Genomic DNA, 18,410 nt, shown 5'->3' on the forward strand with positions numbered 1-18,410 from the left:
TCACTCAGCTACTTAGAAACTAAAAAGTCACCAATGAAACAATTCATAAAAGAACTACCAAGAGCACTTTTCATCGGATTATCAATCTTTATTGTAATCCTCATCATTCGGTTGCTCAATGGCGAAGATGTTAGCTTCAACCATAATTTGAAGATGACCTTTCTGTACACAATATTGTATAGTTTTTCTCTCCACTTTGCCAATACTTTTCTCTTTATTTATTTGGATAAGGTTTTTATCAATGATAGGTTCAACAAGAAAAGAATTGCCATCGGATTTGTTGCCTCATTTTTTCTATCGCTGTTTGTCATTTTTTTGCTCCGTATTTTTATCAATATCATTATTGAAAACAATACGTTGGAGAATTTTTTTAAGCAAGAATCGCCCGGAGATTATGTAGTTGCCTCTGTTTTTACCTTCATAGTTTTATTGATTATCCACATTATTTATTTGTACAAAGGGTATCAAGAAAATAAAATTAAAGAGCAAAAGGTTATCGCCGGCACTGCATCGGCACAGTTTGAAAGCCTGAAAAACCAAATCGATCCGCATTTCTTGTTCAATAGCTTGAATGTACTGAGTTCATTGATAGAAGAAAATCCGGATAATGCACAACGATTTACCACTTCTTTGTCCAAAATCTACCGCTATGTTTTGGAACAAAAAGACAAAGAATTGGTTTCGGTGGAGGAAGAATTGGCTTTCGCTAAAACGTATATGAATTTACTCAAAATGCGTTTCGAAAACAGCATCAGTTACGAACTGCCAACCGAATATGGTAATCCGGAAGCCAAAGTGGTTCCGCTTTCATTACAACTTTTATTGGAAAACACCATCAAACACAATATCGCCAGCGAGCAAAAACCATTACACATCAAAATTTATATCGAGAATAATTACCTGATTGTTGAGAATAATTTACAAAAGAAAGAAGTCTTGCAAGACCGAAAAGGCGTTGGTTTACAAAACATCGTCAACCGTTATGCTTTGATTTCGGAACGAAAAGTTTTGGTAGATCAAACTGAAACCGCTTTCAAAGTAAAAATCCCGATTTTAACCAAACAAATAGTCATCATGGAAACTAAAAATATATACAACGAAAATATGGCTTATATGAAAGCCAAAGAACGAGTAGAAAAACTCAAAGGATTTTACGGCAACTTAATTTCATACTGTTGCGTGATACCGTTTTTAATCTTTATCAATCTCAAATCCGGCGGATTTCAATGGTTTTGGTTCCCAATGTTAGGTTGGGGAATGGGATTAACCTTCCATGCCTTAGAAACTTTCGGCTACGGAAAATCATGGGAAGAGAAGAAAATTCAAGAGATTTTAAACAAAGACAGCAATCAAAATAATAAATGGAGTTAATCATGGAAACAAATAACGACTTCGAAAGATACCAGCGCGCCAAAAAGCAAGTGGAGCAAATCAAAGGTTTTTACAGCCACTTGGCTTCTTATGTCTTAGTGATGGCGGTTTTAATTTTTATCAATTTAAAATACACCCCTCAATACCTTTGGTTTCTTTGGTCGATGATGGGTTGGGGCATTGGTTTGTTTTTTCACGCGATGAAAGTATTTGGCTGGTTTCCGTTCTTCAACGAAGAATGGGAAGAAAAAAAGATTAGAGAATACATGGACGAAGAAAATAAAAGAAATAAATTTGAATAACGATGGAAAACCTAGACGAAATCAAATACCAAGAAGCAGTAAAAAGAGTAAAGCGAATCAAAGGATTCTATAGTCACGCTGCGGTTTATGTGGTGATTAATATCATATTGTTAATCGTAAACACTCAAAATTCTTCCGAAGGCTTTTTTCACTGGAAAAACTTTGCCACAGCTTTATTTTGGGGCATCGGTTTAGCCGCTCATGGATTTTCAGTTTTTGTACCAACGATGATTTTGGGCAAAAATTGGGAAGACAAAAAGATTAAAGAGTTGATGGAGAAGGAGAAAAATAATAAATGGGAATAAAAGTGACTGAGTTACTGAGTGCCTAAGTTGCTGAGCAAATCAGCAAAAAAGTACTCAGCCACTCAGCTACTCAGCCACTCAGCAACTTAAGAAAAATGAACATCATAATAATAGAAGACGAAAAACCCGCCGCCAGATTACTCCAACGCAAAGTGGAAAAACTGGGCTTGCAAGTCAATACTTTATTACATTCTGTGGAAGAAGCCATTTATTGGTTCAATTCGAATCCGCATCCCGATTTGATTTTTTTGGACATCCAATTGTCCGACGGTTTGTCGTTTGAAATCTTTGAAAGCATAGATATAAAAAGTGCGGTAATTTTCACGACGGCTTACGACGAATATGCGTTGCGTGCGTTCAAACTCAACAGTATCGATTATTTGCTGAAACCAATTGACGAAGACGATTTGGAAACCGCTGTCAATAAATTCAAGGCAAGAAATGTGGCTTTGCCTAATTTGTCTTTAGATTTCGAAATGATCAAAAAGATGCTGGTCAACCCAATAGACAGAACCTACAAAAAACGTTTCACTATCAAAATGGGACAGCAATTGAAGATGATTAATATTGAGGAAGTGGAATGTTTTTACAGCGAAAACAAAGGCACTTATTTGCACACTTTAGACAATCGTGATTATTTATTGGATATCACTTTGGAACAACTCGAAACCGAACTCGACCCAAAAGACTTCTACCGCGTTTCGCGCAAATTCATCATCCCGATGAAAGCGATAAAAGAGATTCAACTGCACAGCAACTCAAGACTCAAAGTCATTTTGCCAACGTATAAAGACGATGAGGTAATCGTAGCGCGAGAAAGAGTGAATGATTTTAAGGAGTGGTTGGGGTAAGCTATGTTAAAGTTGGTAAAATTTTGTTAAGTAAATTCCAAACTAAACCCTAACTTATTAACTTCGTTACACTTAATTTTCCCTATGAAATTACTTTACACCTTATGCATCTTTTTTACCTTGACTTTTGCCAACACTTCTTTGGCGCAAATTAAGGTTTATGAAACGTTTGCCGAGTTTGAAAAAGCGGTAATCAAAGAAGATGAGAATGTTTATGCGATTAACTTTTGGGCGACTTGGTGTGCACCGTGTATCAAAGAGTTGCCTTATTTTGAGCAACTTCATAAAGAGAACAAAAAGGTAAAAGTAATTTTGGTCAGCCTTGACAGCCGAAAAGACTTGGAGAAAAAGCTTATCCCTTTTGTAGAAAGAAAAAAAATCACCGCTGAGGTTTTGCTGCTAAGCGACAAAGATTACAATTCGTGGTTATCTAAAATCGACAAAGATTGGTCGGGCGCGATTCCGGCCACCTTAATCATACAAGGTAAAAAGCACTTATTCGCCGAGCGCGAATTTGAAAATTTTACCGAACTCAACGATTACGTGAACTCATTTATCAATCTTAATTAATTCAACATGAAAGTTTTATCCTTATTAATTTTATTCTTCAGCAGTTTATTTATTGGAGAAACTGTGGTTTCCAACGGTTACCAACCCGGAGACAAAGCAGCCGATTTCAAACTAAAATCTGTTGACGGCAAAATGTACAGCATGGCCGATTACAAAGACGCCAAAGGTTTTATTGTGGTTTTTACTTGTAATACTTGTCCGTTCGCCATCAAATACGAAGACCGAATCAATGATTTGGCCAAAAAATACAAAAAACAAGGCTATGTTCTTTTGGCCATCAATCCTAATGATCCTGCAGTACAACCGGCCGATACTTATGAGTTGATGCAAGACAAAGCCAAAGACAAAAAGTTTGCTTTCCCTTATTTAGTAGATGAAGGACAACAAGTGTATCCGCAATATGGCGCAACCAAAACACCGCATGTATTTTTGTTAGACAAAAACTTAGTGGTAAAATACATTGGCGCTATTGATGACAATTCTGATGATGCTTCAGCCGTAAAAGAAAGATATTTAGAAAACGCCATCGCCGCCTTGGAAAAAGGAAGCGAACCTTCACCTTCACTGACCAAAGCTATTGGTTGCTCGATAAAAGCGAAGAAAAAAGTATAACGAAAAAGCCCGTCTCGTTATGGGACGAGACGGGACTTTTTTATTGGAAATAACTCATTGATGCAGCCATTCCGAATACAATCAAAGCATAACTTAATCTAATCAAATAAGGCTTTAATTTCTTTTTCAGTCTTTCCTATCTTTTCTTGCAATCTTCCCCACATTTCTTGCTCTTTGCCTTCATCATAAAGCAAATCATCATCGGTTAAGTCGGCATATTTTTGCTTCAGTTTTCCTTTTAATTGTTCCCAATTTCCTTCAATTTCTTTTGAATTCGGCATGATTTATAGTTTTAAAATTATAGACTATAAATTTCGGCAATTATAGGGATGTTGGTGTTATGCAATTATAAATGAAGATTGCATAATTCACACTATGCATTTTTTTCGAATGCCAATCAAGGCAAAGATTAGCAAAGTATAAGCCATGAAAAACGGTACTATCAGTTCAATCCAGCCCATTGGCAACATCACAGCTATAATCAACAATTGAAAGCCTAAGCCATATAAAGAAAGCAAAGTCATAAACCAGTTCGGAAAGGTTTTTACTTTATAAGCCTCTGAATCCAAAGCGTGGATGATTTTGTCAAAAGTGCCGTAAACAATTTGGTAAATGCCAAATAAAATATTGACTGATTTTTGGGTTTCTCCCGGCAAAGCTTTGGGTGTTTTGTATTCAAAAATTTTACTGGTACTATCACCGCCAACCGATTTGTTTCTCAAAATCACATAGTAGTAATTATACAAAGTGCCTTGCAATTGGAGCCCGATAAAAGCCAAAAGGGTAAACCAAATGGAGGTTTCAGAAACATAACAAATCGCCATCAAAAACATAAAATTCAAGACAATATCAAACACACTGTCTAAATACCTTCCGGAATACGAAGGTGTGTTTTTGAGTCGGGCCAATTCACCATCGGCGGCATCGATTCCTGATTTTAGTAAAATGAAAAATCCGGCCAATAAATATTGGTGTACCAAAATACAGTAAATCGCAATCAGTCCGGATAGCCCGAAAAGTAAGGTAACATGAATAGGGGTAAAGCGGGAATCTTTTAATTGAAGTGCGAAAAATCTCCCGAAAGATCTTCCGTAATCGGATAAATCTAAAAATTTATCCTGTGCGGCAAGTTTAGACATTTAAGTTAGTAAACAAGGTAACTGCGACAATATAGTCAGGGCAAGCGTATTATTTTGACAAGCGGTGCAAAGTATAAGTCATGGCCGTCAATAAGAAGAAAGCCATCACTTGATGTATCAATCCCAACCAAAGCGGAACTGCATACAACAAAGTGAAAACCCCTAAAACAAATTGAACAAACACCAAAACAACCAAAGCATTCAAACCATTTTGTTGTTGGGCCGAAAGCGTGTATTTTTTGCTTTTGAAATACAAATATAAAATCAATCCAACTACAACGTAGGCCATAGTTCGGTGAACGAATTGAACACCGCTTTTGCCTTCGGTTAAACGCAGTAACCAACTGTCTTTTTCCAAAGCAATACTCTCGTGAAAAAACTGTCCGTCACTCATTAGTGGCCAATGATTGTGCACTAATCCGGCATTTAATCCGGCTACAAAACCACCGTAAATGATTTGGGCAATTAAGAAAAACATTGTAATTCGGGCTAATTTTTTCAAATCAACCAAAACAAATTTCTTTTCCGGATAAATCAAATCCAAAGCGACCCAAAGTGTGTAAGCAAAAGTGACAAAAGCAAAAGTCAAGTGCAAAGCCAATCTGAAATGACTCACATCCGGATTGTCAACCAAACCACTTTTCACCATGAACCAACCAAAGAAACCTTGCAATGCGCCCATTCCGAGAAGGATGAAGCATTTGTTCAAAGTGGCTTTGTCGATTCGTTTTTTAATCAAGAAATAGACAAACGGAATGATAAATACCAAACCGATAATTCTGCCGATAAAACGGTGGAACCATTCCCAAAAGTAGATGAATTTATAGTCATCCAACTGGAAATCGTTGTGAACATTGATTTTTTGGTATTCGGGAAATTTCTTGTATTCTTCAAAAGCCTGAACCCATTTTTCCTCACTCATCGGTGGAAAAGTATCGGTTACCAAATGCCAATCGGTCATCGATAAACCCGAATTTGTTAAGCGAGTGATTCCGCCAACCACGACCATAATAAACACTAAAACACAACCGGAAAATAGCCAATAAATGACTGATTTGTCTTTTTTCATATTTTTTGAGTCGCTGAGTTACTGAGTGGCTGAGTAACTAAGTCTTTTTAGTTTTTGAGATGCAAATTTATGTTGACTTTGTCTTTTCGACTAAAAACAAATTATAATATTTTATTAATTTTTTAAGAAAATGATCTTACTCAGCCACTCAGTAACTCAGCTACTCAGTAACTTTCTTCAACCCTAATTTCTCAGCTTTTGCCAAAACAAAATCATATGCAGCTTGGTATTCATTCAGGATTTCTCCTTCCAGAATTGCTTCTTTTACCGCTTCTTTTAACACACCAATTTCTCTCGAAGGTTGCAAGTTGAAAAGTTCCATAATTTCTTCACCACTAATAGGCGGTTGGAAATTGCGCACATGATCGCGTTCTTCGACTTCAATGATTTTACGGCGAACAATATCAAAATTGTTATGGTATTTTTTGAATTTACTTGGATTCTTAGTCGTGATATCGGCTTCACACAACGTCATCAAATTATCGACATCTTCTCCGGCATCAAACACTAATCGACGCACAGCAGAATCGGTTACGATATCTTCTGACAATACAATTGGTCTCGAACTCAACATCACCATTTTTTGCACGAACTTCATCTTTTGGTTCAAGGGCATGTGCAATCTTTCAAAGATTTTCTTCACCATTTTTCCGCCTAAAAATTCATGTCCGTGGAAAGTCCAGCCTTGTTTTTTATTGAAACGTTTCGTTGGCGCTTTGCCAATATCGTGCAACAAAGCTGCCCAACGCAACCAAACATCATCGGTATTCGGGCAAATATTATCTACCACTTCCAACGTGTGATAGAAGTTGTTTTTATGCGTATGGCCTTCAATTTCTTCTACATTATTGAGCGCGGTCAATTCGGGTAAAATAATCTCAAGTAAGCCGGTTTTGTATAAATGTAAAAACCCAATTGATGGTTTCGGGGTTTCGAGAATTTTGTTCAACTCGTCTACAATTCTTTCACCCGAAATGATTTTAATACGGTCTTTGTTATCGGCAATGGCTTGCAAAGATTTTTCTTCAATGATAAAGTTCAATTGCGTCGCAAAACGAATCGCTCTCATCATCCGCAAAGGATCATCAGAATAGGTAATATCCGGATTCAAAGGCGTTTTGATGAGTTTATTTTTCAAATCAGTTAAACCATCAAAAGGATCGACCAATTCACCGTAATTATTCGGATTCAAAGAAAAAGCCAACGCATTAATGGTGAAATCACGACGGTTCTGATCGTCTTCTAAAGTGCCGTTTTCCACTAAAGGATTTCGGCTGTCTTGGGTATAACTTTCTTTTCTGGCGCCCACAAATTCGATGTCGATTTCTTTGTAACGCAACATGGCCGTGCCATAGTTTTTGAAAACCTGTACTTTGGGTTTGTTGGGTAACAATTGGGAAACTTTCAGCGCCAAATCAATACCGGAACCCACGGCCACGATATCAATGTCTTTTTTGAAATCGCGTTGCAGTAAAAAGTCACGCACGAAACCGCCAATCACGTAGCTTTCCAGGTTAAGTTCTTGAGAAGCTTTTGAAATGATTTCAAATATTTTATTGTCTAATGCTTTGGTATAATTCATGCTTTTTGTTCTGAAAACTGCGACTGCGACTGAAAACTATTTTCTAATAATCTTAACCTGACTATCACTCGTTAGTTTGATAATCGTCGACGGTTTATCGCAAATTTTTTCGTGGTGCAAATTTACTACATAGTCTACACCATTTATAATTTCGGGGCTAATTTCTTTAAAAGATTTTGGGGTAAACATTCCGGAAATATTAGCCGAAGTAGAAACCAACGGTTTTTTCATGCGTTCCATCAGTTTGAAACAAAACGGTTCTTTGACGATTCGCACGCCAAGCGTTTTGTCTTCTGCAATAACATTAGCGGCCACATTTCTCGGATTGTCGAGGATTAAGGTCGTTGGTTTTTCGGATAAATCCAATATTTGCCAGGCGACTTCCGGTATGTCTTTAAAAACATTGTACATCATTTTTTCGCCATTCATCAACACAATCATGCTTTTGGTTTCTTCTCGTTGTTTTAAGGCGTAGATTTTTTTTATGGCTTCTGCATTGGTAGCATCACAACCGATTCCCCAAACCGTATCGGTCGGATATAGGATTATTCCGCCATTTTGGATAACTTCAAAAGCTTTGTGTACTTCTTCGTTGATGTCGCTCATAATTTATTTGAATTTGTAAACACCGAAGAATTTTTTAAAACTCTTGCTGATGACTTTATACTTGACAATAACTTTGTTTTTCCAGCTTAACTTCAACCATTTGCTGTGTGGCAACAATTCGTTTTTGATTAACACATTGGCTTCTTCCGAAAGGATAAAATCCGATTTTAATTTGTCCCATTTTACATTGTCATAACCGTTGAAGTTATTAACTTTGTTCTTCTCATGAATCACTGCAATCCAAAGGCGTTTGTGTGTTAGTTGCTTGATGCGAGTTTCTTTTTTCCACATATTGTGGTGGTAATACCAAATGGTTTTTGGGTCGTCATTTTTTTCAATCAAACTCATAAACGGATTGAAAATATGCTCTTTTTTGCCCAACATTACTGTAGGTCGAATTTGTAACGAATAGCCTTTAATAATGTCTAAAACCAAATACTCTTGATGGTCAAATTGCAACTGAACTTCGTTGATAAAATCTTTATGTACGGCATCATCATTGTCAATACGCGACGTGATTAGATATGGCTTTTTATTTGGAATCGCGCTGATGTATTTTTTCAACTCATCGTAAAACTTTGGCATGCCATTTATGTAAAACACTTTGAAATTGGGTTGATTTTGAATCAACTCCGTCATTCTGTTTTTGTATTTTTCGGGAGTTGTAATATCAAAATACAGCAGCCATTCAAAGTTCTGATTGGTCTGTGCTACTATACCCGGAAAACAGAAGTTCTCAAAAAACCACATGCGTTCTTCCATCCATTCGTCGGTGAGTAGTTTTTCGTTGTTTTTGGTTACGTCCCATTCCGGATTTCTGAGGTTGAAACGGGTAACTAAAAGGTGATGGAACATATTTATTTATATATTTAAATAATCAAAAGCTTTGTTTGCAAATTTCAAATTGGTTTCTCGACAGTCTTCTAAAACACCACTGTAAGATTGTACTTTTTTCAAATCGGCCTCAAAGTTAGAGAAAGTGGATATTACCGGTTGGTATTTGAAATTGTAAAACTTAGAGGAATTAGGGAATACCATGACTTTTTTGCCTAACATCAGCGACCAATACATTGCGTGGTAACTATCGGTCAAAATCGTATCGGTTTCACCAATAAATTTCACCACATCTTCAAAAACGGCATTATTAGCCGTAGATGGAAATTGCTCAAATTTTTTCAAAACACTTTTATCGTTCAACGTTTTCTTATGAAAAATCATCCCGATTTCATTTTTCACCTCGTGTTTTTCGTCAAAAATAGGGTGCAAACAACTCACACAAGGAACCCATTCTTCTTTCATGCCATAATCACGAACACCGACCAAACCAAATTTGGAAGTATCAACATTGTATTTGGAGATTTTACCATAAGTGCTTTTTTCTTTCGCATTGTGTCCCAATCCCCATAGCACGGTTTTCTTTCCTTTATCGCCCAATTGTTCGAAAAGTTTCATCTGTAAATCAAATCCTTCTCGGTTAAGCAACCCACCGCCACCAATAATCAAGGAGTTTTTTGTGATTTTTTCAAACCAATTGTCACGGATAGCTTCGTCTCTTTTGTAATCAAAAATGTCCAGGTGTTTGCCTTTCAACTCATCAAAATAATGATGAACGCCACAATAATAATCACCAATATTGGTTGGATCATATCGGTGTAAGTTGATTACATCAAGGTTTTCCTGAGTGGGATTTTTTAGGATTCGATTGATGACTTCTTTTTTACGAGCTGAACGGTTAAAATGCGATAATTTGTTTAAAAGAAAATCGGATATAGACATTTGTCGAATAAATTTTGGTAAAAATAATCATTTTGTTTGAGTCTAAAAGCCAATTGGTTACTTTTACGAAGAATATTATATTCAAAAATAACTCAAAAAGCCAGTGGAAGTTGCCCGAAAAATTGTAATTTCCAATTTTATATTTAGATGAAATTATCAGTTATTATCACCACTTACAATTCGGAGGAATGGTTGCGCAAAGTACTTTTGGGCTTCACGGTTCAAACCGAAAAAGACTTCGAAGTAGTGATTGCTGATGATGGTTCGACGAATGAAACGGCTGACGTAATAGCCGCTTTTCAAGGTCAATTTCAATACCCGATTGTGCACGTTTGGCACGAAGACAAAGGTTTTCGGAAGTCGAGAATTCTAAATAAAGCCATACTCAAATCCAATTCCGATTACCTGCTTTTTACCGATGGCGATTGTATTCCGCGAAAGGATTATGTAGTGGTTCATGTGAAAGAAAAACAAGAAGGTTATTTCCTTTCGGGTGGCTATTTTAAGTTGCCGATGGGTATTTCAGAAGCGATTGCTGACGAAGATATTTTAAGCCAAAAATGTTTTGAAATTTCATGGTTATTAAATCAAGGATTGAAAGCCAATTTTAAATTGTCTAAACTCACTCATAATAAATATTTTGCGGCTTTTATGAATTGGCTGACGCCAACGAAACGTTCATGGAACGGACATAATTCGTCCGGATTTAAGCAAGATATTTTAAACGTCAATGGTTTCAACGAAGCAATGGATTATGGCGGAATGGACCGAGAATTGGGTGAAAGAATGTTCAACAACGGGATGCTTTCGAAACAAATTCGTTACAGTGCTATTTGTTTGCATTTAGATCATGCTCGAGGCTATGCTAATGAAGAAAAAATCAAACAGAATATGGAAATCCGACGCCATAACAAAAAGCACTACGTAATCCGAATCGAGAAAGGGATTGATAAATTGAAAATATAATTACCTTTGCAACATAATTTACACTTATGAAAATATCAGTTATCGTTAGTACTTACAATGCCGAAGAATGGTTGGAAAAAGTATTGATTGGCTACAGTGTTCAGACTTATAAAGATTTCGAATTAATTATAGCCGACGATGGATCAAGACCTTCCACTAAGGAATTGATTGATAGTTATGCCAAGAATTATCCGGTTCCGGTACGTCATTTGTGGCACGAGGATTTAGGATACCGTCGTCAGGAAATCCTAAATGTGGCGATAATGGAAGCTTCTAATGAGTACATTTTAATGACCGATGGTGATTGTATTCCAAGAAAAGACTTTGTTGAAATTCATGCGAAATATGCCGAAAAAGGTAGATTCCTTTCTGGGGGTTACTGTAAATTATCAATGAAATTGAGTTCGGAAATTTCCAAAGACGATATACTAACCGGAAGATGTTTTAATTTGAAATGGTTGAAAAGCATTGACAAATTGAACCTTTCAAATAAATTAAAAATCGGAGCCAATGATTTATCTGCTAATATTTTAGATTTCTTTTCGCCAACCAACGCGTCATTCAATAACTGTAATTCTTCGGGTTTCAGAGAAGACATGATTGCCATTAACGGATACGACGAACGCATGAAATATGGCGGTCCGGATAGAGAATTTGGAGAGCGTTTGGAAAATAATGGCATCAAAGGAAAACAAATTCGCCATAAAGCCATAGTTTTACATTTGGATCATCCAAGAGGTTACAAAACGCCGGAATCTTTGGCGGCCAACTTGGCGATTCGAAAAGAAGTAAAGGACAAAAAAATAGTTTGGACCCCTTTTGGTATCAAAAAAGACAATCAATAGTTGATGAGGATATTAGTCACCGGAGCAGCAGGTTTTATTGCGTCACATCTTTGTGAAAAACTACATGATTTAGGTTATGACGTGGTTGGATTGGATAATTTTAATGATTATTACAGTCCGGCGTTAAAACGATTAAATGCTTCCGATTTGAATGCCAAAAGCATCGAAGTCGTCGAAATTGATTTGAATGACAACTTGCAATCGGTTTTTGAAAAACCATATGATTATATCTATCACTTAGCGGCTCAACCCGGAATTTCAGCCGAAACACCTTTGAGTGATTATGTTACCAATAATATTTTTGCAACACAAAATTTACTTGATGCTGTCCAAAAATACAATCCGAATTTAAAATCCTTTATCAATATTGCGACTTCTTCCGTTTATGGTTTGGTGGCAAATGTGGATGAAAATGTTCCGGCTAAGCCGATTTCTTTTTACGGTAGTACGAAGTTAGCTGCCGAACAATTGGTTTTAGGTTTACAACGCTTGAGTAAATTGAATGCTTGTTCGATAAGATTGTATTCGGTTTACGGACCAAGAGAACGTCCGGAAAAATTATATACTAAACTGATTGAAAACCTTTATGCCAACAAGCCTTTTCCACTTTTTGAAGGTAGTGTGAAGCATGAAAGAAGTTTTACTTATGTTGGTGATATTGTGGACGGATTATCGGCAATCATTGGCAAAGAAGACATCGTAAATGGCGAAATCATCAATTTAGGAACTGACGAAGTGCATACTACTCAAGAAGGCATCAATTTGGTGGAAGAAATCATGAACAAACAATTGATAATCGACCACAAACCAGCACGCAAAGGCGATCAGGAACGAACTTCTGCTGTGATTGATAAAGCCCGGAAATTATTGGGTTACGAACCTAAAGTTACCTTCAAAAAAGGGTTGGAGCAACAAGTACAATGGTATTTGGATAAGTTTACTTCGTAATTCGAAGGACAAACTGTTTCAACTTTTCCGCAAACAATTCCGGTTTTAATTTCTCGTACCATTCGAAGGCTAACGCTTTATAGTTTTTGGCATGGTTTTGATAGAGTTCAGGATAGTAATCGCTCAAGTGAACAATATCGTAGAAACCGGTTTCTTCTTTGATATTCCAGGAAGTACGGTTAATCCAAGGTGCATAAATGGTAAAAGTTGGAATGTTTAAAGCTTTCGCCATATTAGTTGCACCTCCTTCGTTTCCGATTAAAGCATCGCATTGGGATTGTAACGCGATAAAATCCCTCAAACTTTTAGCGTAAAAATTCAAGTTGATTTTTTCCTGAGTCGATATGGCACACAAATCATAAATCGCTTTAACTTCTTCCAACTGATTCGGCATATAATTAAACAACATTTGAACGTCTTTGGTATTCGCAATGATGTCTAAAGTTTCCGCCATGTATTTTGGAGGTAAACTTTTATTCTTGCCGCTGCCTAAAATCCCAATCATAAAGATAGGTTTGGAAGTGTCGCAATTTTGTTTGATGTCAACTTTGGCTTTCTCGATTTCTTCTTGACGTAAATGAATTTGCGGATAAATCATTGCGACTTCTTTGCCTAAAGCGGTTTTAGAAAGCAATAGTCGATAGGCATTCGCCGTCGCATTACAATCCGCATCGGGAACTACGGTTTTGGTGTAGAAAAAAGTCGTGTACCATTTGTAATGCCCGACAATTGTTTTGGCACCCGAAAAATAAGCCGGCAAAATGCTGTCCCATTTGCAATAGGCGTCAATAACAATATCGTAGTGGTCTTTTTTTAGTTCTTTTCCGAATTGATAAAGATTTAGAAATCCTTTGTGTTCTTCGGGATCAAAGAAAATCACCTTATCAATAAATGGATTGTTATCCACTACCGCGAAAGTATTTTTCTGAATCAGATAATGGACTTCGGCTTTGGGATGATTTCTTTTGAGGGTTTCACAAATGACAGTACTGGCCAAAACATCGCCAATCATTTTGATTTGAATTACCAGTACTTTCATTGAAAAGTTAGAGGTTAGAGGTTAGAAGTTAGAAGTGCAAAGTGTTTTAAACCGCTACATCATATTCTCTCAAAGCATTGTTGAGTGATGTTTTCAAATCGGTTGAAGGTTTTCTGGTTCCAATGATTAAAGCACAAGGTACTTGATAATCTCCGGCTGCAAAAGACTTTGTATAACTTCCGGGAATCACAACAGAACGCGCCGGAACAAATCCTTTGTATTCAATTGGTTCGCTTCCCGTTACGTCTATAATTTTGGTCGAGGCAGTCAAACAAACATTGGCGCCAAGTACGGCTTCTTTTCCAACGTGAACGCCTTCCACTACTATACATCTTGACCCAATAAAAGCACCATCTTCAATGATAACAGGAGCCGCTTGTAACGGTTCTAAAACACCACCAATTCCAACGCCACCCGAAAGGTGAACGTCTTTCCCGATTTGGGCACAACTACCAACCGTTGCCCAAGTATCTACCATCGTTCCTTCATCAACATAAGCGCCGATGTTTACATAACTTGGCATTAAAATTACACCTTTTGAAATATAAGCGCCATAACGAGCTGTTGCCGGTGGTACAACGCGGATTCCTTTTTCGGCATAACCGGTTTTGAGTAGCATTTTGTCGTGGTATTCAAAAATTCCGGCTTCCCAAGTTTCCATTTTTTGGATTGGGAAATACATCACTACGGCTTTTTTTACCCATTCGTTTACTTGCCAACCATCGGCAGTTGGTTCTGCAACGCGTAAAGTTCCTGCGTCTAATAAAGCGATAACTTCTCTGATGGCTGTTGTAGTCGTTTCTTCTTGTAATAAAGCGCGGTTGTCCCAAGCTTTTTCAATCGTATTTTGTAGTGTTGTCATGTTTTTTGAATTTGGAACAAAGATAGTTTCATTTTTAGAAAGTAACAAAGCATTTATTTGTTCGGCTGTTGTATCAAAAAAATGTTAAAATCTTACTAGTAGTTGGTAGAATAAGTAAGTTTGTCTTGACCAACTTTAACATTACAATTCTCTTAAATTATGAAGGCAAAACTTTTACTTTTTACACTGTTGCTACTCTTCTTTACAAGCTGTCAAAAACAGACTACTGATAGCAATGTTGCGGCTAAAGATTCTATTGCAAAAGTTGATTCAATCAACAATATTGAGGCCCATAATGCTAAAAACTCCTTGGATTACATTGGGATCTACAAAGGTATTTTGCCTTGTGCTGATTGCGAAGGCTTGGAAACCGTGATTTGCATCAATGAAAATAATACCTATAACATCAAAACGCAGTACCAAGGCAAAGGCGAAAAAGTATTCGAACAAAAAGGTACTTTTTCTTGGAACAAAGCCGGAAATACGATTGTTTTAGCCGATGTGAAAAATGGTCCTAATCGATATTTTGTAGGTGAAAATACCTTGACCCAATTGGATATGTCGGGAAAAAAAATCACCGGTGATTTAGCCACAGCTTATATTTTGGGCAAACAACCGGCGGAGAATTCTGAAATTGAAACCACTTCTGAACCAAAAAAGACAGTGGATTTAAACAATAGAATTGAATCTCAAACGGTAATCAAAAAAGTCAATCCGGCCATTGGCAAAGCGACTTTGGCAGAAACCAAATGGAAGTTGATTACTTTAAACGGAAAAGTGGTGACTCAAAAGGGAAAGAAAGACTATTTTCTTAAACTAAATTCAAAAGACGGTAAGTTCACCGCTTATGCAGGTTGTAATTCCATAATGGGAAGTTATGTGATGCCATCGGCTTTTGGTTTGTCGTTTTCCAATATGGCTATGACAAAAATGGCTTGTCCGGTAATGGTTTTAGAAACCCTTTTTTCAAAAGCATTAGAAGAAACCGAACGATACACTATTAAAGATAATATTCTCAAACTTCACCGAGGTAAAGTAGCAATTTTGGCTACCTTTGAACCAATAAAATAATAATGGAATGCCAAGAATTCTCGCTATAGATTATGGAATGAAACGCACCGGAATTGCTGTCACAGACGAGTTGCAGATTATTGCTTCGGGCTTAACAACGATTCCTTCTGAAACAGCGATTGCATTTCTAAAAGATTATTTTTCAAAAGAGAATGTCGCTAAAGTATTGATTGGTGAACCCAAGCAAATGAATGGTCAGCCTTCCGAAAGTACACCGATTATTGAAAAGTTTGTAACAGCTTTTGTAACAGCTTTCCCCGAAATGAAAATTGAAAGAGTAGATGAGCGCTTTACTTCTAAAATGGCATTCCAAACGATGATTGATAGCGGATTGTCGAAGAAGCAAAGACAAAATAAAGGATTGGTAGATGAAATTGCCGCTACGATTTTGCTTCAGGATTATTTGACAAGGAAAATGATTTAAATTCCTTATTTTTGCAAAAAAAAAAAATTCAGAAATGATTATTCCTATTTACGGATATGGTGAACCTGTTTTAAGAAAAGTTGGGGAAGAAATTACGCCTGATTATCCCAATCTAAAAGAGATTATCACCAATATGTATGACACGATGTACAATGCGTATGGTGTTGGTTTGGCCGCGCCACAAGTAGGTATGGCGATTCGATTATTCGTAATCGATACCGAACCGTTCAGCGACAGCGATGATTTGACTAAAGAAGAACAAGCCCAATTGAAAGGATTTAAAAGGACTTTTATCAATGCCAAAATGTTGAAAGAAGAAGGTGATGAATGGGGTTTTAACGAAGGTTGCTTAAGTATTCCGGATGTACGCGAAGATGTATACAGAAATGAAAGAATCACGATTGAATATTGTGATGAAGATTTCAACAAAAAAACAGAAGTGTTTGACGGTTTGATTGCCCGTGTAATCCAACACGAATACGATCACATTGAAGGTGTTTTGTTTACGGACAAAATTTCGACCTTGAAAAAAACATTGATTAAGAAGAAATTACAAAACATCATGGATGGCAAAGCTTTCCCTGATTACAGAATGAAATTTGCCAACAAAAAAGGAAGATAATTAACATTTCTGAAATAAACATTTAAATATATTTGTGCCCTAAATTAAATTAAAACAATGAACGTAGAGAAAATATTAGCTATTGCCGGAAAACCGGGTTTATTCGAATTGAAATTGCAAACTCGTTCAGGGTTTTTAGCAGAGTCATTAATCGACGGAAAAAAAATCACCGTGGGAATGAGAAGTAACGTGAGTTTACTTTCTGAAATTTCGATGTATACTTATAGCGAAGAGAAACCGTTAGCTGATATTATGAGAGCCATTGCTATCAAAGAAAATGAAGGTCCGGCGATTTCTCATAAAGAAGACAACAACAAATTAATTGCTTACTTCAAAGAAATTCTTCCTGATTATGATGAGGAAAGAGTTTATGCTTCGGATATTAAAAAAGTGTTGAACTGGTACAATATCCTTCAAGGCAAAGGTTTAGTTTCTAAAGAAGAGCCAAAAGTAGAAAACGCTGAAGCCATCAAAGAAGAAGTGGTAGAAGAAGTAAAGGCTAAAAAAGCACCAAAAAAAAATACTAAGAAAGAAGAATAGTTAATTACTTCTTTATAAATACAAATCCTATTGTTGCAATGCAATGATAGGATTTTTTATTTTTATGCAAATTCTAAGTGATGAACAACAGACAACAACAACTTGAAGCTTTCAACCGATTACTCGATATCATGGATGATTTGCGCGAAAAATGTCCGTGGGACAAAAAGCAAACGCTCGAAAGTTTACGTCATTTAACCATTGAAGAAACCTATGAATTGGGCGATGCTATTTTGGATAATGATTTGCAAGAAATCAAAAAAGAGTTGGGCGACTTGTTATTGCACATTGTTTTTTATGCCAAAATAGGAAGCGAAACCAATGATTTCGACATTGCCGATGTGGCCAACAGCATTTGTGACAAATTAATCGATAGACATCCACACATTTATGGCGATGTAGTCGTGGCAGATGAAGAAGAAGTAAAGCAAAACTGGGAAAAACTCAAACTCAAAGAAGGCAAGAAATCAGTACTCGAAGGCGTTCCGAAAAGTTTACCGGCTTTAGTAAAAGCCAGCCGTATTCAAGACAAAGTGAAAGGCGTAGGATTTGATTGGGAAGAACCACATCAAGTTTGGGACAAAGTCCAGGAAGAGTTAAATGAACTCCAAGTAGAGGTCAATGCAGGAAACCAAGATAAAATTGAAGCTGAATTTGGCGATGTACTATTTTCAATGATTAACTATGCACGATTCCTAAAAGTCAATCCCGAAGACGCTTTGGAACGCACCAATAAAAAATTTATGAAGCGATTCATGTATCTGGAAAGCAAAGCCGGTGAGTTAGGCAAACCGTTAGCCGATATGACATTGGCGGAGATGGATGTCTTTTGGGAAGAAGCGAAAAAACTCTAGTATTCAGTTTCCAGTCGCAGTAAGCAGCAGTTAATAGTCTTTTTTCTTTGTTCTAT

The 18,410-nt window shown here is 36.8% G+C and carries 23 protein-coding genes; 14 read left to right on the top strand and 9 right to left on the bottom strand.

The window, feature by feature from the left end; genetic code table 11:
• Positions 1–33: 33 nt before the first annotated feature.
• The 6 genes from ACK4HO_RS06490 to ACK4HO_RS06515 all read left to right on the top strand — a co-directional run bounded on the left by ACK4HO_RS06490 (position 34) and on the right by ACK4HO_RS06515 (position 4,011).
• The gene (locus ACK4HO_RS06490) at positions 34–1,371 is read left to right on the top strand and encodes a 2TM domain-containing protein (protein WP_409664195.1); all 1,338 of its coding nucleotides are present in this window, start codon (positions 34–36) and stop codon (positions 1,369–1,371) included.
• Positions 1,372–1,373: 2 nt separating this feature from the next.
• Entirely contained in the window at positions 1,374–1,673 is a 300-nt protein-coding gene (locus ACK4HO_RS06495) for a 2TM domain-containing protein (protein ID WP_409664197.1), read from the top strand.
• A 2-nt stretch (positions 1,674–1,675) separates the two neighbouring features.
• A complete protein-coding gene (locus tag ACK4HO_RS06500; RefSeq protein ID WP_409664199.1) occupies positions 1,676–1,978 on the top strand; it encodes a 2TM domain-containing protein in 303 nt (100 codons plus the stop codon).
• 95 nt (positions 1,979–2,073) lie between these two features.
• Entirely contained in the window at positions 2,074–2,829 is a 756-nt protein-coding gene (locus ACK4HO_RS06505; protein WP_409664201.1) for a LytR/AlgR family response regulator transcription factor, read from the top strand.
• Between the two features lie 84 nt (positions 2,830–2,913).
• Positions 2,914–3,399 carry a redoxin domain-containing protein gene (locus ACK4HO_RS06510; protein ID WP_409664203.1) on the top strand — a complete coding sequence of 162 codons (486 nt, stop codon included), beginning with the start codon at positions 2,914–2,916 and terminating at the stop codon, positions 3,397–3,399.
• A gap of 6 nt (positions 3,400–3,405) precedes the next feature.
• Positions 3,406–4,011 carry a thioredoxin family protein gene (locus tag ACK4HO_RS06515; RefSeq protein ID WP_409664204.1) on the top strand — a complete coding sequence of 202 codons (606 nt, stop codon included), beginning with the start codon at positions 3,406–3,408 and terminating at the stop codon, positions 4,009–4,011.
• Positions 4,012–4,109: 98 nt separating this feature from the next.
• Here ACK4HO_RS06515 and ACK4HO_RS06520 read toward each other — a convergent pair whose 3' ends face one another.
• The 7 genes from ACK4HO_RS06520 to ACK4HO_RS06550 form a co-directional block, all read right to left on the bottom strand.
• Positions 4,110–4,292, bottom strand: a complete 183-nt coding sequence (locus ACK4HO_RS06520; protein ID WP_121313070.1) for a CsbD family protein — start codon at positions 4,290–4,292, stop codon at positions 4,110–4,112.
• An 87-nt stretch (positions 4,293–4,379) separates the two neighbouring features.
• Entirely contained in the window at positions 4,380–5,150 is a 771-nt protein-coding gene (locus ACK4HO_RS06525) for a CDP-alcohol phosphatidyltransferase family protein (RefSeq protein WP_409664206.1), read from the bottom strand.
• 49 nt (positions 5,151–5,199) lie between these two features.
• A complete protein-coding gene (locus tag ACK4HO_RS06530; RefSeq protein ID WP_409664208.1) occupies positions 5,200–6,219 on the bottom strand; it encodes a COX15/CtaA family protein in 1,020 nt (339 codons plus the stop codon).
• A 160-nt stretch (positions 6,220–6,379) separates the two neighbouring features.
• Positions 6,380–7,801 (bottom strand): CCA tRNA nucleotidyltransferase, encoded by a 1,422-nt coding sequence (locus ACK4HO_RS06535; RefSeq protein WP_409664210.1) that lies wholly within the window; start codon positions 7,799–7,801, stop codon positions 6,380–6,382.
• A 36-nt stretch (positions 7,802–7,837) separates the two neighbouring features.
• Positions 7,838–8,407 (bottom strand): L-threonylcarbamoyladenylate synthase, encoded by a 570-nt coding sequence (locus tag ACK4HO_RS06540; protein ID WP_409664211.1) that lies wholly within the window; start codon positions 8,405–8,407, stop codon positions 7,838–7,840.
• Positions 8,408–8,410: 3 nt separating this feature from the next.
• Positions 8,411–9,262 carry a glycosyltransferase gene (locus ACK4HO_RS06545; RefSeq protein WP_409664213.1) on the bottom strand — a complete coding sequence of 284 codons (852 nt, stop codon included), beginning with the start codon at positions 9,260–9,262 and terminating at the stop codon, positions 8,411–8,413.
• A gap of 6 nt (positions 9,263–9,268) precedes the next feature.
• A complete protein-coding gene (locus ACK4HO_RS06550) occupies positions 9,269–10,183 on the bottom strand; it encodes a polysaccharide pyruvyl transferase family protein (protein WP_409664215.1) in 915 nt (304 codons plus the stop codon).
• A 147-nt stretch (positions 10,184–10,330) separates the two neighbouring features.
• Between ACK4HO_RS06550 and ACK4HO_RS06555 the strand changes: the two genes are divergently transcribed.
• Genes ACK4HO_RS06555 through ACK4HO_RS06565 form a run of 3 tightly spaced genes read left to right on the top strand, consistent with a single transcriptional unit; the run spans position 10,331 to position 12,942 of the window.
• Positions 10,331–11,149 carry a glycosyltransferase family 2 protein gene (locus tag ACK4HO_RS06555; protein ID WP_409664217.1) on the top strand — a complete coding sequence of 273 codons (819 nt, stop codon included), beginning with the start codon at positions 10,331–10,333 and terminating at the stop codon, positions 11,147–11,149.
• Between the two features lie 26 nt (positions 11,150–11,175).
• Positions 11,176–11,994, top strand: coding sequence for a glycosyltransferase family 2 protein (locus ACK4HO_RS06560; RefSeq protein ID WP_409664219.1), 819 nt, complete (start codon positions 11,176–11,178; stop codon positions 11,992–11,994).
• 3 nt (positions 11,995–11,997) lie between these two features.
• Entirely contained in the window at positions 11,998–12,942 is a 945-nt protein-coding gene (locus tag ACK4HO_RS06565; RefSeq protein ID WP_409664221.1) for an NAD-dependent epimerase/dehydratase family protein, read from the top strand.
• On the opposite strand, the gene ACK4HO_RS06570 is transcribed toward ACK4HO_RS06565, so the two are convergent.
• On the bottom strand, positions 12,932–13,981 hold the full coding sequence (locus ACK4HO_RS06570) for a glycosyltransferase family 9 protein (protein ID WP_409664223.1): 1,050 nt from the start codon (positions 13,979–13,981) through the stop codon (positions 12,932–12,934). The genes ACK4HO_RS06565 and ACK4HO_RS06570 overlap by 11 nt on opposite strands.
• A gap of 46 nt (positions 13,982–14,027) precedes the next feature.
• The gene (locus ACK4HO_RS06575) at positions 14,028–14,843 is read right to left on the bottom strand and encodes a 2,3,4,5-tetrahydropyridine-2,6-dicarboxylate N-succinyltransferase (protein ID WP_409664225.1); all 816 of its coding nucleotides are present in this window, start codon (positions 14,841–14,843) and stop codon (positions 14,028–14,030) included.
• Positions 14,844–15,002: 159 nt separating this feature from the next.
• Here ACK4HO_RS06575 and ACK4HO_RS06580 point away from each other — a divergent pair, with 159 nt between their 5' ends.
• From ACK4HO_RS06580 to mazG, 5 genes are all read left to right on the top strand, one after another.
• On the top strand, positions 15,003–15,914 hold the full coding sequence (locus ACK4HO_RS06580; protein ID WP_409664227.1) for a copper resistance protein NlpE N-terminal domain-containing protein: 912 nt from the start codon (positions 15,003–15,005) through the stop codon (positions 15,912–15,914).
• Between the two features lie 7 nt (positions 15,915–15,921).
• Entirely contained in the window at positions 15,922–16,338 is a 417-nt protein-coding gene (gene ruvX / locus ACK4HO_RS06585; protein ID WP_409664229.1) for a Holliday junction resolvase RuvX, read from the top strand.
• 34 nt (positions 16,339–16,372) lie between these two features.
• The gene (gene def / locus ACK4HO_RS06590; RefSeq protein ID WP_409664231.1) at positions 16,373–16,960 is read left to right on the top strand and encodes a peptide deformylase; all 588 of its coding nucleotides are present in this window, start codon (positions 16,373–16,375) and stop codon (positions 16,958–16,960) included.
• 57 nt (positions 16,961–17,017) lie between these two features.
• On the top strand, positions 17,018–17,500 hold the full coding sequence (locus ACK4HO_RS06595; RefSeq protein WP_409664233.1) for a DUF5606 domain-containing protein: 483 nt from the start codon (positions 17,018–17,020) through the stop codon (positions 17,498–17,500).
• Positions 17,501–17,580: 80 nt separating this feature from the next.
• Positions 17,581–18,354 carry a nucleoside triphosphate pyrophosphohydrolase gene (gene mazG, locus ACK4HO_RS06600; protein ID WP_409664235.1) on the top strand — a complete coding sequence of 258 codons (774 nt, stop codon included), beginning with the start codon at positions 17,581–17,583 and terminating at the stop codon, positions 18,352–18,354.
• The last annotated feature ends 56 nt before the right edge of the window (positions 18,355–18,410 follow it).

Origin of the sequence: Flavobacterium sp. (assembly GCF_046296355.1) — a bacterium.
GTDB lineage: Bacteria > Bacteroidota > Bacteroidia > Flavobacteriales > Flavobacteriaceae > Flavobacterium.